General features: G+C 68.5%; 10 protein-coding genes and 1 pseudogene. 4 read left to right on the forward strand and 7 right to left on the reverse strand.

The window, feature by feature from the left end; translation table 11 throughout:
• Positions 1–5 precede the first annotated feature (5 nt).
• Entirely contained in the window at positions 6–809 is an 804-nt protein-coding gene (gene pgeF / locus AC3WL8_RS27785) for a peptidoglycan editing factor PgeF (RefSeq protein WP_013956449.1), read from the reverse strand.
• The gene (locus AC3WL8_RS27790) at positions 793–2055 is read right to left on the reverse strand and encodes an RluA family pseudouridine synthase (RefSeq protein ID WP_013956448.1); all 1263 of its coding nucleotides are present in this window, start codon (positions 2053–2055) and stop codon (positions 793–795) included. The genes pgeF and AC3WL8_RS27790 overlap by 17 nt, the downstream gene beginning before the upstream one ends.
• 17 nt (positions 2056–2072) lie before the next feature.
• Here AC3WL8_RS27790 and AC3WL8_RS27795 point away from each other — a divergent pair, with 17 nt between their 5' ends.
• Positions 2073–2903, forward strand: coding sequence for an outer membrane protein assembly factor BamD (locus AC3WL8_RS27795; RefSeq protein WP_013956447.1), 831 nt, complete (start codon positions 2073–2075; stop codon positions 2901–2903).
• 80 nt (positions 2904–2983) lie between these two features.
• Here the strand turns inward: AC3WL8_RS27795 and yoaA are convergent, their stop codons facing one another.
• The 3 genes from yoaA to AC3WL8_RS27810 form a co-directional block, all read right to left on the reverse strand.
• Positions 2984–5095, reverse strand: a complete 2112-nt coding sequence (gene yoaA, locus AC3WL8_RS27800; RefSeq protein WP_475681538.1) for a DNA repair helicase YoaA — start codon at positions 5093–5095, stop codon at positions 2984–2986.
• Between the two features lie 114 nt (positions 5096–5209).
• Positions 5210–5413 carry a DUF465 domain-containing protein gene (locus tag AC3WL8_RS27805; protein WP_013956445.1) on the reverse strand — a complete coding sequence of 68 codons (204 nt, stop codon included), beginning with the start codon at positions 5411–5413 and terminating at the stop codon, positions 5210–5212.
• A 34-nt stretch (positions 5414–5447) separates the two neighbouring features.
• Positions 5448–6239: a hypothetical protein gene (locus tag AC3WL8_RS27810; protein WP_211980974.1), complete on the reverse strand. Its 792-nt coding sequence runs from the start codon at positions 6237–6239 to the stop codon at positions 5448–5450.
• A gap of 169 nt (positions 6240–6408) precedes the next feature.
• On the opposite strand from AC3WL8_RS27810, the gene AC3WL8_RS27815 reads away from it, so the two are divergent.
• On the forward strand, positions 6409–8760 hold the full coding sequence (locus AC3WL8_RS27815) for a Tex family protein (protein WP_153955271.1): 2352 nt from the start codon (positions 6409–6411) through the stop codon (positions 8758–8760).
• A gap of 57 nt (positions 8761–8817) precedes the next feature.
• Here the strand turns inward: AC3WL8_RS27815 and AC3WL8_RS27820 are convergent, their stop codons facing one another.
• Together AC3WL8_RS27820 and AC3WL8_RS27825 are read right to left on the reverse strand one after the other, a co-directional pair.
• Positions 8818–10173, reverse strand: a complete 1356-nt coding sequence (locus AC3WL8_RS27820; protein ID WP_153955270.1) for an ATP-binding protein — start codon at positions 10171–10173, stop codon at positions 8818–8820.
• Complete coding sequence (locus tag AC3WL8_RS27825) at positions 10170–10841, reverse strand: response regulator (RefSeq protein ID WP_013956441.1); 672 nt, start codon at positions 10839–10841, stop codon at positions 10170–10172. The genes AC3WL8_RS27820 and AC3WL8_RS27825 overlap by 4 nt, the downstream gene beginning before the upstream one ends.
• A gap of 304 nt (positions 10842–11145) precedes the next feature.
• Here AC3WL8_RS27825 and AC3WL8_RS27830 point away from each other — a divergent pair, with 304 nt between their 5' ends.
• Positions 11146–12900, forward strand: coding sequence for a glycosyltransferase family 39 protein (locus AC3WL8_RS27830; protein WP_492379233.1), 1755 nt, complete (start codon positions 11146–11148; stop codon positions 12898–12900).
• Between the two features lie 25 nt (positions 12901–12925).
• Positions 12926–13047 (forward strand): annotated as a pseudogene (locus tag AC3WL8_RS27835) (bifunctional UDP-4-keto-pentose/UDP-xylose synthase); the annotation flags it as partial.

Consider the following 13047-nt stretch of genomic DNA (forward strand, 5'->3'; position numbering starts at 1 on the left):
CCGGCTCAGTCCGCCAGCCAGACCAGGCTGGCCATGCGGCCGGTCACGCCGTCGCGCCGATAGGAGTAGAAGCGACCGGCTTCGCCCACGGTACAGGCGTCGCCGCCGTAGACCTCGGTGCAGCCGGCGCGCGCCAGGCGCGTGCGCGCCAGCGCATAGATGTCGGCAAGGTACTTGCCCGGTGCGCCAGCGCGGAAGGCTGCGGCAACCGCGGCCTGTTCATCGGCGCGTGCCTGCGCCAGGAAAGCATCGCGCACTTCCGCACCCACCTCGAACGCATCGGGGCCGATGGCCGGGCCCAGCCACGCCAGCCAGCGCGGGGCGCCAGCACCGGCGGCGGCCTGCATCCGTGACAGCGTGGCTTCGATCACGCCGCTGCACAGGCCGCGCCAGCCCGCATGCGCGGCGCCCACCACCGTCCCCTGCGCATCGCACAGCAGCACCGGCAGGCAATCCGCCGTCATCACGGCGCAGACGTGGCCGGATGCCAACGCCAGGCTCGCGTCGGCCTGGGGCACGGGCGCGCTCGGGGCCGCGACATGATCGACCGTCGCCACCGCGCAGCCATGCACCTGCTCCAGCCACTGCGGCATCGACGGCAGGCACGCAGCCAGCCGCGCACGGTTGCGCGCCACGTCCGCGGCATCGTCGCCGACGTGGGTGCCCAGGTTTAGGCCGCCCGGGGCGCCGCCGGCAAGCCCGTACGGGCCCTTGCTGACGCCGCCCTGGCGCGTCGTGGATAGCGCGCACACACGCGCCGGCGCGGGCCAGTCAGGGACCAGCCAGGCGGGATCAGGCGCTGCGCTCATCGTCATCGTCACCGTCTTCGTCATCGCCGGCATATTCCCAGTGGGCCTCGCCGCCTTCCCAGACTTCGTCCCAGGCTTCTTCTTCCTCGTCGGCCTGCGCGCTTTCAAAATCCAGCGCATCGATCAACGCCTGCAGGTCTTCCGGAGGCTGCGCGGTCCACGACATGCGCTTGCCGGTGGCCGGATGCACCAGGCCGAGCTGGTACGCATGCAGTGCCTGGCGCTCATACGGCACCGGCAGCGGCGCGCGTACCGCCGGGCGCTGCCCGCGCTGCGTGGCGCGGAAGTAGACCGGGTCGCCCACCAGCGGATGGCCGATCGATTCGAAATGCACGCGGATCTGGTGCGTGCGGCCAGTCTCCAGCTTGCACATCACCATCGACACAAAGCCCCGCCCCAGCGGCACCGTGGCCAGCGTGCGGAAATGCGTGCGCGACGGCTTGCCGCTGGCGGTATGCACGACCGCCATGCGCGTGCGCTCGCGCGGGTCGCGGCCGATGGGCGCGTCGATGGTGCCCTCGTCATAGGTGCGGCCCCACACCAGCGCGATATAGGTGCGCTTGACCGTGCGCGCCTGCAGCTGGCGCACCAGGTCGGTCTGCGCGGTCAGCGAGCGCGCCACCACCATCAGCCCGGAGGTTTCCTTGTCGAGCCGGTGCACGATGCCCGCGCGCGGCAGCGACGTGGCGGCGGGGTCGCGGTGCAGCAACCCGTTGAGCACGGTGCCGCTCCAGTTGCCGGCAGCCGGGTGTACCACCAGCCCGGCGGGCTTGTTGATCACCAGCAGGGTGTCGTCTTCATAGACCACGTCCAGCGGCACGTCCTCGGGCGAGAAAGCGGACGATTCCGGCGCGGCCTGCGGCTGGATCTCGATGCGGTTGCCCATCTGCACCGCGTCGCGCGGCCGGCGCACCTGGCCGTCGACGCGCACCGCGCCGCTTTCGATCCACTGTTGCAGGCGGCTGCGTGAAAACTCGCTGAAGTGCCGCGCGAGCAATTTATCGAGCCGCTGGCCATGTGAGGCGCTGTCCACCTCCAGCGTCAGGGTCACGGCCGGCTCGGCAGCTGGCGCGCCGCTGCCGGTCGGCGCTTCGGCAAGGTCTTCAAATTCCTCGGGATGTGCCTCGAAATCGGCCACGGACGCGGCTGCGCGCACCCGTTCTGGTGGAAGTCCTCCCACGCCACCTCCGGCTTCGGGGTGGGGCTGGGGGCTTGGGCTATAATGCTTGACGCTATTTTTCTTCATCCGGGATACGATTGCCCATGCAATTGCAGAGCATGAAACGCGCGCGCTGGCGCACGACAATTGGAGCGGTTCTGCTCGCAGGCGGCTGCGTCATGCTGTCTGCATGCGGCCTGCTGGCGGACCAACCCGACGAGACCGCAGGCTGGTCGGCCAACAAATTATATTCGGAAGCCAAGGATGCGCTGGATGGCGGCGACTACACGCGTGCCGTCAAGCTGTATGAAAAGCTCGAAGGCCGCTATCCGTTTGGCCGCTATGCGCAGCAGGCCCAGATCGATACCGCCTACGCCAGCTACAAGGATGGTGAAACGGCTGCAGCCCTGGCCGCGGTGGACCGCTTCATCCAGCTGCACCCGAATCATCCCAATATCGATTACGCCTACTATCTCAAGGGCCTGATCAACTTCAACGACAACCTGGGCTGGCTGGGCCGATTCTCGGGCCAGGACCTGAGCGAGCGCGATCCCAAGGCCGCCCGCGCCGCGTACGACGCCTTCCATACGCTGATCACCCGCTACCCGGAAAGCAAGTACACCCCCGACGCGACGCTGCGCATGCAGTACATCGTCAACTCGCTGGCCCAGCATGAAGTGCATGCCGCGCGCTACTACTACCGGCGCGGCGCCTACCTTGCCGCCGTCAACCGTGCCCAGCAGTCACTGAAGGACTACGATGGCGCGCCGGCCAACGAAGAGGCCCTGTACATCATGATCCGCTCGTATGACGCGATGGGCATGAAGGACCTGCGCGACGACACCGCGCGCGTGATGGAGCGCAACTTCCCCGAGAGCGACTTCATCAAGTACGGCGCGCGCCGCAAGGACAAGGCCTGGTGGGAAGTGTTCTGACGCCGGCTGGCCAGCGGCCATAAAAAACGGGACGTATCCTCCGATACGTCCCGTTTTTCTTTTTCCGGCACCCGCAGCGTTCAGTCCGCTGCCGCTTCCCCTGCGGGCTCCGCCTCAGCTTCCTTGCCAGGACTGCGCAGCGACTCCAGGAACCGCACCACCGTCGCTGCCTCACGCGTGCGCGTGAACGGCGGCAGGCTTTGCCAGATCTGCCGGCCATAGGGCTTCTCGACCAGCCGCGTATCGAAGATCGCCAGTACGCCGCGGTCAGACTCCGAACGGATCAGCCGCCCCGCCCCCTGCTTGAGCGTGATCACCGCATGCGGCAGCTGGTGCACGGCAAACGGGCTCAGGCCCTTCTTCTGCAGCACTTCCATGCGCGCGGCCAGCACCGGGTCGTCGGGCGGCGCGAACGGCAGCTTGTCGATGATCACCAGCGACAGCGCCTCGCCGCGCACATCCACGCCTTCCCAGAAGCTCTGGCTGCCGACCAGCACCGCATTGCCCAGTTCGCGGAAGCGGTCCAGCAACTCGGTACGGCTGGCCTGGCCCTGCACCAGCAGCGGCAGGTTCAGGCCGCGCTCGGCGAACGCGTCATAAAGCAGGTCCGAGGCACGCTGCACGGCGCGCAGCGTGGTGCACAGCAGGAAGGTGCGCCCGCCGGCGGCCTCGATCAGCGGCAATGCCGCCTGCACCACCGCGTCGGTGAACTGCGGCGACTGCGGCGCCGGCATGTCGCGCGGCACGTAGAGCAGCGCCTGCTTCGCGTAATCGAACGGGCTGGGCAGCGTCAGCGAGCGGTCCTTGTCGAGCCCCAACTGCGCGGCGTAGTGGGTGAAGTTGCCTTTCACCGACAGCGTGGCCGAGGTGAAGACCCAGGCGCGCGGCTGGCCGTCGCGCTGGCGCGTGAAGATCGGCGCGATCGACAACGGCGTGCGGTGCAGCTGCACGGTATGCGAGAACACCTCGACCCAGCGCACGGTTTCAGCCCCCGCGGGCACCGCCGGGGCTGCTTCTCCCTCGCCTTCCGTCTGCTGCGGTGCCGGCACGGGCGCGGCATCGGCGCGCCACGCGGCCAGCTTGTTGGCCAGCTCCAGCGCGCGGCGGTGGCATTGCTGCAGCGATTCGGCACGCTCGGCCTGGCTTTCGAGCATCTCGACGAAGTCTGACAACGCCTCGTCCAGCGCATCGAGCGTCTCGTTGAAAGGCTCGGCGATACGGCGGTCGGCCTCGATCTGGCCCAGCGCCAGCCGCGCATTGTCCTTGCTGAAGGCCAGGCGCAGGTCGCGCGCGGCGCGCTCCAGCGGCGCGGCCAGCGCGACCCAGTCCACCGCATCGCGCGCATGCGACAGGCCTTCGGCCACGGCATCGCGGGCGATTTCCAGCAGCTGGCTGGTGGAAAGCGTCTCGCCGAAGAACAGCGTGGCGGTCTCGGGCAGCTGGTGGGCCTCGTCGAAGATCACGGTGTTGGCCGCCGGCAGCAGTTCCGCCATGCCGGTGTCGCGCAGCACCACGTCGGCAAAGAACAGGTGATGGTTGACCACCACCACGTCGGCCTGCTGCGCTTCCTTGCGCGCGCGCATCACAAAGCATTCCTTGTAATGCGGGCATTCCGATCCCAGGCAGTTGTCGCGCGTGGAGGTCACCATCTGCCATACCGGCGCGTTCTCGGGCACGGACGCCAGCTCGGCCTTGTCGCCGGTGGAGGTTTCCTTGACGAAGCGGCCGATGTCGCGCAGCCATGCCGCATCCTGGCGCGACGCCAGGCGCCCGTTGGCCTGCGCGCGTTCCAGGTGGTAGTGGCAGACGTAGTTGGCGCGGCCCTTGAGCAGCGCCACCGAGACCGGCACGTTCAGCGCATGGCGCACGGTGGGGATATCGCGCAGGAACAGCTGGTCCTGCAGGTTCTTGGTGCCGGTCGACAGGATCACCTTGCCGCCCCACAGCATCGCCGGCACCAGGTAGGCGTAGGTCTTGCCGGTGCCGGTGCCCGCCTCGACGATGACGGAATCGTTCTGCGCGATCGCGTCGGCGACGGCCTCGGCCATCTTGTGCTGCGAGGCGCGTGGCCGGTAGCCGGGAATGGCCTGGGCCAGCGTGCCGGTATCGGCAAAGATGGTGGCCAGTTCAGCGCCGCGGCTGGCGCCGTCGTCGGCGGGCGCGGCAGGCACGGGCGACCCGGCGTCGGTCAGGCTGACGGCTTCGGACGACTCAGGGGAATCTGGAAGATCGGACAAGGGAGGGGGGATGTTGTATGGGCCGCCGGACAGGGCCGGTGGCAATCGGCCAGCCTGGCGCGGATGCGCTCAGGCCGGCACGTCGGGTTCGAGCTGCAGCTGCAGCAGCGTGATGGCGTCCTTCAGCTTGAGGCGGCGCTTCTTCAGCCGGCGCAGCTGCAGTTCATCATGGACGGCGTCGCTGGCAAGCCGGTCGATCAGGAAATCCAGGTCGCGGTGCTCGATCTGCAACTCCATGATGCGCCGCTCCAGGGTGTTCAGGTTGCTGTCCATCTATGCCTCCGCTGCGCTGTCACGGTACCGGGCCTCAGAAGCCGAACGGGCGCGGCGCCGACGCCTGGCCCTGTTGCTCCTTCGCCTTGGCGCGGCGCTCTTCCAGTTCCTTCTGGCGCTGTTCGAGGTCGCGCTGCTTGGCCTCGTACGTCTTGACGTTCTCCTGCCGCTGGCGGGCCTGCTCGGCGCCCTTCTGCTGGGCCTCCTGCATGCGGGCATCGAAGTCAGACTGCTTCTTTTCGTACGCCTGCGCGTTGGCGGCACGCTGCGGCGCCTCGCCCTGGCGCTGCGCCTCGCGCAGTTGCTGTTCCTGCTGCTTCTTCTGGAAGGCCTCGCGGCTGGACTGTTCACTGGCCGAGCGCTTCGGCTGGCTGGCCTCGAACTCGGCGTTGCGCAGCGCCTGTTCGCGGTCGCGCTCGGCGGCGCGGTGGGCGCGTTCGGCCTCGCCTACCTCCAGTTCGCGCTTGCGCAGCACCTGCAGCTCCTCGCGCTGGACTTCCTTGGCGTTGTTGATGCAGTGGTTGACGAAGAACTTGCCGTAGCACTCACGTTCGGCGGCGGCAAAGCGGTAGTTGGTCCAGGCGCGCGAATCCTCGACGGCCTTGCGTTCGGCGGCAAAGTCGCGCTGGCCGTTGGCGGCGGGCGGCGCGGCGGGCGCGGAAGCCTGGGCGCGCGCCTCGCGCAGCGGCATCAGCACGGCGCATGCAGCCAGGGCCAGTGCAGCCAGGCGGCCGAAGCGGAACAGGGAAGTTTCAGGCACGTTGGCGAAGGTTGGCATGGCCAGGATGGTGGCCTTGGCGGCGGCCGGGCGGGACTTGACGATCATGACCGGATTCTAGCATCCGGGCCGGGCACCGGCCTGCCCCGCCGGCCCGTTCCGGACGTGCGCGGGACGCCGCCCGCCCCGCACCCACAGCGCGCCCCGGCGGATACCTCCCGCGCTTGTGGCAAAATGCCCCGCTTTCGACTGACTGCGTTTTTCGCTGCGCTCTCCGATGTCCAACCTGCCCGCATCCGTCTCGCAAAAGATTGTCTCGCTCATCGCGGCTGAACTGTCCGTGCAGCCCCGCCAGGTGGCCGCGGCCGTGGCGCTGCTCGACGAAGGCGCCACCGTGCCCTTCATCGCCCGCTACCGCAAGGAAGTGACCGGCAACCTGGATGACACGCAGCTGCGCAACCTGGAAGAGCGCCTGCTCTACCTGCGCGACATGGAAGACCGCCGCGCGGCCATCCTCGCGTCGATCCAGGAGCAAGGCAAGCTCACGCCCGAGCTCCAGGCCGCCATCGAGGCCGCCGAAACCAAGCAGACGCTCGAAGACCTCTACCTGCCCTACAAGCCCAAGCGCCGCACCCGCGCCCAGATCGCGCGCGAATGCGGGCTGGAGCCGCTGGCGCAGGCGCTGCTGGCCGATCCCACGCTGGATCCGCAGGCCGAGGCCGCCAAGTACGTCAATGGCAACCCCACCGCCGACGGCGGCGTGCCGGATGTCAAGGCCGCGCTGGACGGCGCGCGCGACATCCTGTCCGAGCAGTTCGGCGAGACCGCGGAACTGCTGGGCAAGCTGCGCGAGCACCTGTGGAACAACGGCGTGGTGGCCTCCACCGTGATGGAAGGCAAGGAAACCGCCGAGGAAGAGAAGTTCCGCGACTACTACAGCTACAGCGAGACCATCCGCACCGTGCCGTCGCACCGCGCGCTGGCGCTGTTCCGCGGCCGCAACGCGGGCGTGCTGATGGTCAAGCTGGGCCTGGGCGAAGAACAGGACGCGATGGTGCCGCACCCGTGCGAAGGCATGATCGCGCGCCATGTCGGCGTCCAGAACCTGGGCCGCCCGGCCGACAAGTGGCTGGGCGACGTATGCCGCTGGTGCTGGCGCGTCAAGGTGCAGCCCCACCTGGAAACCGAACTGCTGACGCAGCTGCGCGAAACCGCGGAGAACGAAGCCATCAAGGTGTTCGGCCGCAACCTGCATGAGCTGCTGCTGGCCGCGCCAGCCGGGCCCAAGTCCGTGATGGGCGTCGACCCGGGCATCCGCACCGGTTGCAAGATCGCCGTGGTGGACAGCACCGGCAAGCTGCTGGACACCGCCACCATCTACCCGCACGAGCCGCGCCGCGACTGGAACGGCTCGCTCGCCACGCTGGCGCGCCTGGCAAAACAGCACAATGTGGCGCTGGTGTCGATCGGCAACGGCACCGCCAGCCGCGAAACCGACAAGCTGGTGCAGGACCTGATGAAGCAGATGCCCGAGCTGAAGCTGACCAAGATCGTGGTCAGCGAGGCCGGCGCTTCGGTGTATTCGGCGTCGGAGCTGGCAGCCAAGGAATTCCCGGACCTGGATGTGTCGCTGCGCGGCGCGGTGTCGATTGCCCGCCGGCTGCAGGATCCGCTGGCGGAACTGGTCAAGATCGATCCCAAGTCGATCGGCGTGGGCCAGTACCAGCATGACGTCAACCAGCGCGAGCTGGCGCGGGCGCTGGACGCCGTGGTCGAAGACTGCGTCAACGCCGTGGGCGTGGACGTCAACACCGCCTCGGCGCCGCTGCTGGCGCGCGTGTCGGGCCTGAACACGGTGCTGGCGCGCAATATCGTCGAGTTCCGCGACGCCAATGGCGCCTTCCCCAACCGCAACGCGCTGAAGCAGGTGCCGCGCCTGGGCGACAAGACCTTCGAGCAGGCGGCCGGCTTCCTGCGCATCAACGACGGCGACAATCCGCTGGACCGCTCCTCGGTGCACCCGGAAGCGTATCCGGTGGTGCAGCGCATCCTGGAACACGTCAAGAAGGGCCTGCGCGATGTGATGGGCAACCGCGACGCGCTGCGCGGCCTGTCGCCGACGCAGTTCACCGACGACTCCTTCGGCCTGCCGACCGTGCGCGACATCCTGACCGAACTGGAAAAGCCGGGCCGCGACCCGCGCCCCGAGTTCAAGACCGCGACCTTCCAGGAAGGTGTGGAAGACGTGAAGGACCTGCAGCCCGGCATGGTGCTGGAAGGCGTGGTCACCAACGTGGCAGCCTTCGGTGCGTTTGTCGATATCGGCGTGCACCAGGACGGCCTGGTCCATATCTCGGCGTTGTCGAACAAGTTCGTCAAGGACGCACACGAGGTGGTCAAGGCTGGCCAGGTGGTCAAGGTCAAGGTGATGGAGGTCGACGTCAAGCGCAACCGCATCGGCCTGTCGATGCGCCTGGACGACGAGCCCGGCCAGGCCGCGGCGCGTGCCGGCGGCGACCGTGGCGATCGCGGCGCCCAGCGCAATGGTGGCAAGGGCTTCGGTGGCGGCCGCCGCGAGCAGGAACCGGCGGGCGCGATGGCCGCGGCCTTCGCCAAGCTCAAGCGCTAAGCCGCAAGCGCATGGCAAGACGCCCCGCACGGGAAGCCGTGCGGGGCGTTTTCGCTTTCAGCCGCCGCGCCCGATCCGCACAGCCAGGCCCTTCCCGGCCCCATCCGAGCGGTTGGCAAACGCAATTTCCAGCCCATGCAGCCGCGCCACGCGCCGCGCGATGGAAATGCCAAGGCCGTGCCCCTGCTCGCGCTGCCCGCTGCCGCCGCGGAAAAAGCGGTCTCCCAGCCGTGCCAGCACGTCCGGCGCCACGCCCGGCCCCTGGTCGCGCACGGTGATGCCGTCAGGCTGGAAATCGACCGTCACCAGCGCACCGGGCGGACTGTAGCGGATGGCGTTGTCGAGCAGGTTGCGCAGCATCAGCGACAGCAGGCTGGTGTCGCCCGCCACCGGCAATGGGGGATGGCCCCGGGCCGGCCATTCCAGCTCGACGTCGACCTGTTTCTGCTGGGCCAGGCCCAGGCAGTCGGACAGCGCCTGCTGCGCCACGGGCAGCCAGTTGACAGGCTGGCGCGAAGGCGGCGCCGAGGCATCCTCCAGCCGGCTCAGTGTCAGCAACTGCGACACCAGCCGGCCGATGCGGTCGATGCCGGATGCCACATTGGCGCGCGCCTGCGCGCGTTCGTCGGCGTCAGGCGAGCGCTCGGCTATCTCCCACTGCGCCTTGAGCGCGGCCAGCGGCGTGCGCATCTCGTGCGCCGCATCGGCGGTCAGGCGCCGTTCGTGTTCGATTGAATCCGATACGCGCGCCAGCAGCCGGTTCATCGCATGCACCAGCGGCACCAGTTCACCGGGCACGGCCTTGAGGCTGAGCGGTCGGCGGTCCTCCGGGGCGCGCCCTTCGATGTCCGAGGACAGCGCCCGCACCGGCGCCAGCGCGCGCCGCATGAACCAGATCAGCAGCCCGATCAGCACCGGCAGCCCCGCGGCCCACGGCAACACCTGCGCGGCGATATAGGACAGGATCAGCTCGTTGCGCTCGCCGATCTGCTGGCCGACACAGACACGCCAGCCGGTGTCGGGGTCGTCGAGGTAGTAGAGCCGCCAGGCCTTCTTGTTGATGGTGATCTCGGTAAAGCCCTTGACGCCGGGGGCGCGTGGCAGCAGGTCGCCCTCGGGATCGATATGCAGCGACTTGCCGTCTGGCAGCCACGCCGCGATGGCCAAATCGCCCAGCCCGGCGTCGCCCTGGTCACCTTCCACCAGCTGCGGCAGCCGCGTGCGCGACGGCGCAGCGGCGACATCGACCAGCGGGACCACCGAATGCATCTGCAGCGCCATGCGCACCATGTCAGTGTCATAGAGCTCATTGATCTCATGCCGGGCCCGCACGTAGGTCAGGCCGATGGTCAGCAGCCACACCACCGGCGCGGCGATCAGCACCGCAAAGATGAGCCGGCGCTGCAACGTCATATGCAATCCTCCGCCGCGCCCAGCGTGTAGCCCGCGCCGCGGAAGGTGCGCACGATCTTCGGATGAATCTTGCGGCGCAGGTGGTGGATATGCACCTCCAGTGCGTTGCTCTCGATGCCGCCCTGCCAGTCATAAAGCTTGTCGCGCAGGAAGTCGCGCGTCAGCAGCCGGTTGGGGTGCGCCAGCAGCAGCTCCAGCAACATGGCTTCGCGGCTGGTCAGTTCCACCGGCTGGCCCTGCCAGTACGCCTGGCGCGCGGCCGGGTGGAATTCCAGCGCGCCGTGCTTCCACACTGGCGACGACAGGCCCGCGGCGCGGCGGGTGACGGCACGCAGCCGTGCCGCCAGCTCATCGAGCGCGATCGGCTTGACCAGGTAGTCGTCGGCGCCGGCGTCAAGGCCGCCGATGCGGCTGTCGATCGCATCGCGCGCGGTCAGCACAATCACCGGGATGCGGCAGCCGCGCGCACGCCAGCGCGCGAGCAGCGACATGCCGTCTTCCCCTGGCAGGCCCAGGTCCAGCACCACGGCATCGTAGTGGACCACGCCGAGTGCATGGTCGGCTTCAGCGCCGGTGCTGAACCAGTCGACCGCATAGTCCAGCAGTTGCAGGCCGCGGCGAAGCCCGTCGCCCAGCATCGGGGCGTCTTCAACGATCAGGATTCTCATTTTTCCGGGCTGGGTTTGTTTATCCTTCCGGTGTTATCCACCAGTCACACGAGTGCGTGCGGCATCGTGCCTGGAACGCATCGTGGCCATTATGTGCGCGCCCGCTTAATCTGCCATTAAGGTTTGCCCATTATTCTCGCCCTCTCCGCGCCAGGACCCAGCCTTAGTCAACGCCGCACCTCCAGCCGGCGTTGTCATGGCCATGCCGCCGGGCCGCGCTGCCTCGCAGCGCCGCCTCAGCACCCTACCCAAGCCACCGCCGCCCTTGCCGTCACACCCGCCTCCAGGCCACGACGTTCCTGCCATGCCTCAACGTCCCAATCGCTCTGCCGCCGTGCGCAGGCTTGACGCCGCCCGGGCCGGCGACCCCGGCCATGCCGCGCGCATCGCCGGCATGCCCGCCCTGACGGTGACGCTGGTGGCGCTGGCGTTCGCGCTGGTCTGGTTCGGCACGCTGGGCGTGCGCCACCTGCTCGGCCCCGACGAAGGCCGCTATGCCGAGATCGCGCGTGAGATGCTGAGCACCGGCGACTGGGTCACCATCCGCTACAACGCGCTGAAGTACTTCGAGAAACCGCCCTTCCATATGTGGGTGACGGCACTGTCGTACGCACTGTTCGGCGTCGGCGAATGGCAGGCAAGGCTGTGCGTGGCGCTGGCCGGCATCGCCGGGCTGGGCATGTCGATGCTGGCCGCGGCACGCTGGTTCGGCGCGCGCGCCGGACTGTTGACGGGTCTGGTGCTGGCGTCCGCACCGATGTGGAACGTCGCCGCGCATTTCAATACGCTGGACATGACGCTGTCCGGCGTCATGGCCTGCGTGCTGGCGTGCATGCTGCTGGCCCAGCATCCGGGCACAACGCCCGCCGCGCGCCGCAACTGGATGCTGGCGTGCTGGGCCGCGATGGGCGTGGCCGTGCTGACCAAGGGGCTGGTCGGCCTGGCGCTGCCCGGCCTGGTGCTGGTGATCTACACCTGCGTGACGCGCGACCTGGCACTGTGGCGAAGGCTGCATGTGCCGGCCGGCATCGTGGTGATGCTGCTGGTGGCAGTGCCGTGGTACTGGCTGGTGGCGCGGCGCAACCCGGAATTCCTGCGCTTTTTCTTTATCCACGAGCACTGGCAGCGCTATACCTCGACCGTGCATGCGCGCAAGGGTGCGCTGTGGTACTTCGTGCCGCTGGTGATCGGTGGCTTCCTGCCATGGCTGGGGCTGGTGCCCGGCATGGTGCGCGCCGTCCGGCAACGTGCCGGCGTCGCCGACGCAAGCAGTTCGCGGCCGTTCCAGCCTGCCCTGATGGCGGCGCTGTGGGCCGCGTCGATTTTCGTCTTCTTCAGCCTGTCCGGATCCAAGCTCCCCGGCTATATCCTGCCGGTGTTCCCGGCGCTTGGGATGCTGGCGGGTGCGGCGCTGGTGCAGACCGGCGAGCGTGCCTGGCGCCGACAGTTGCGGGCGATGCTGGTCGTCGGCGCGATCGGGCTGCTGGCCAGCCCCTACGTGGCCACGCTCGATTCCAACAACATGCCCAACGCGCTGTACCGCGCCTATGCCGTGTGGGCGGCGTTGGCGTTCGCGCTGGTGATGCTGAGCGCCGTGGCGGGCCTGTGGCTGCAGCGCCGGCACGGGCCCATGGCCAGTATTACGGCCTATGCATTCGGGATGCTGCTGGCATTCTCCACCGCCCTGCTCGGCCATGAAACCATCGGCCGCTCGGCGTCGGGCATCGACATGGTGGCGCCGATCGCGCGCGTACTGGAGCCTGGCATGCCGCTCTATGGCGTCGGCATGCTGGACCATACGCTGCCGTTCTACCTGCACCATCCGCTCACCATGGTGGCGCGAGCCGACGAACTAACCTTCGGCACCGAACAGGAGCCGCAGAAATGGCTGCCCACCGTCGATGCCTTCATCGATGCCTGGCTGCACGGTCCGCGCGCCGTCGCGCTGCTGTCGCCGCAGACCTTTGCCGAGCTGAGTGCGCGCGTGCCGATGCATGTGGTCGCGCGCGACTGGCGGCGCGTGGCCGTCGCCAACTTCCCCATCGCTGGCGCGCGCTAGCCGCGCCAGCGAGTTCCGTTTTCCCATGCCATCGTCAAACGCAATGCAAGGCAAGAAAATACTGATCCTCGGCGTCAACGGCTTCATCGGCCACCACCTGACGCGCCGCATCCTGGAAACCACGCCGTGGGAGGTCTACGGCATGGA

This window comes from Cupriavidus sp. FW305-F7 (assembly GCF_058782875.1).

What these genes read in the sequence shown, in the direction of transcription:
- AC3WL8_RS27805 (WP_013956445.1), bottom strand. Translation starts at nt 5,413, where the DNA reads ATGGACAGCAACCTGAACACCCTGGAGCGGCGCATCATGGAGTTGCAG.
- AC3WL8_RS27830 (WP_492379233.1), top strand. Translation starts at nt 11,146, where the DNA reads ATGCCTCAACGTCCCAATCGCTCTGCCGCCGTGCGCAGGCTTGACGCC.
- AC3WL8_RS27810 (WP_211980974.1), bottom strand. Translation starts at nt 6,239, where the DNA reads ATGATCGTCAAGTCCCGCCCGGCCGCCGCCAAGGCCACCATCCTGGCC.
- pgeF (WP_013956449.1), bottom strand. Translation starts at nt 809, where the DNA reads ATGAGCGCAGCGCCTGATCCCGCCTGGCTGGTCCCTGACTGGCCCGCG.
- AC3WL8_RS27820 (WP_153955270.1), bottom strand. Translation starts at nt 10,173, where the DNA reads ATGACGTTGCAGCGCCGGCTCATCTTTGCGGTGCTGATCGCCGCGCCG.
- AC3WL8_RS27815 (WP_153955271.1), top strand. Translation starts at nt 6,409, where the DNA reads ATGTCCAACCTGCCCGCATCCGTCTCGCAAAAGATTGTCTCGCTCATC.
- AC3WL8_RS27795 (WP_013956447.1), top strand. Translation starts at nt 2,073, where the DNA reads ATGCAATTGCAGAGCATGAAACGCGCGCGCTGGCGCACGACAATTGGA.
- AC3WL8_RS27825 (WP_013956441.1), bottom strand. Translation starts at nt 10,841, where the DNA reads ATGAGAATCCTGATCGTTGAAGACGCCCCGATGCTGGGCGACGGGCTT.
- AC3WL8_RS27790 (WP_013956448.1), bottom strand. Translation starts at nt 2,055, where the DNA reads ATGAAGAAAAATAGCGTCAAGCATTATAGCCCAAGCCCCCAGCCCCAC.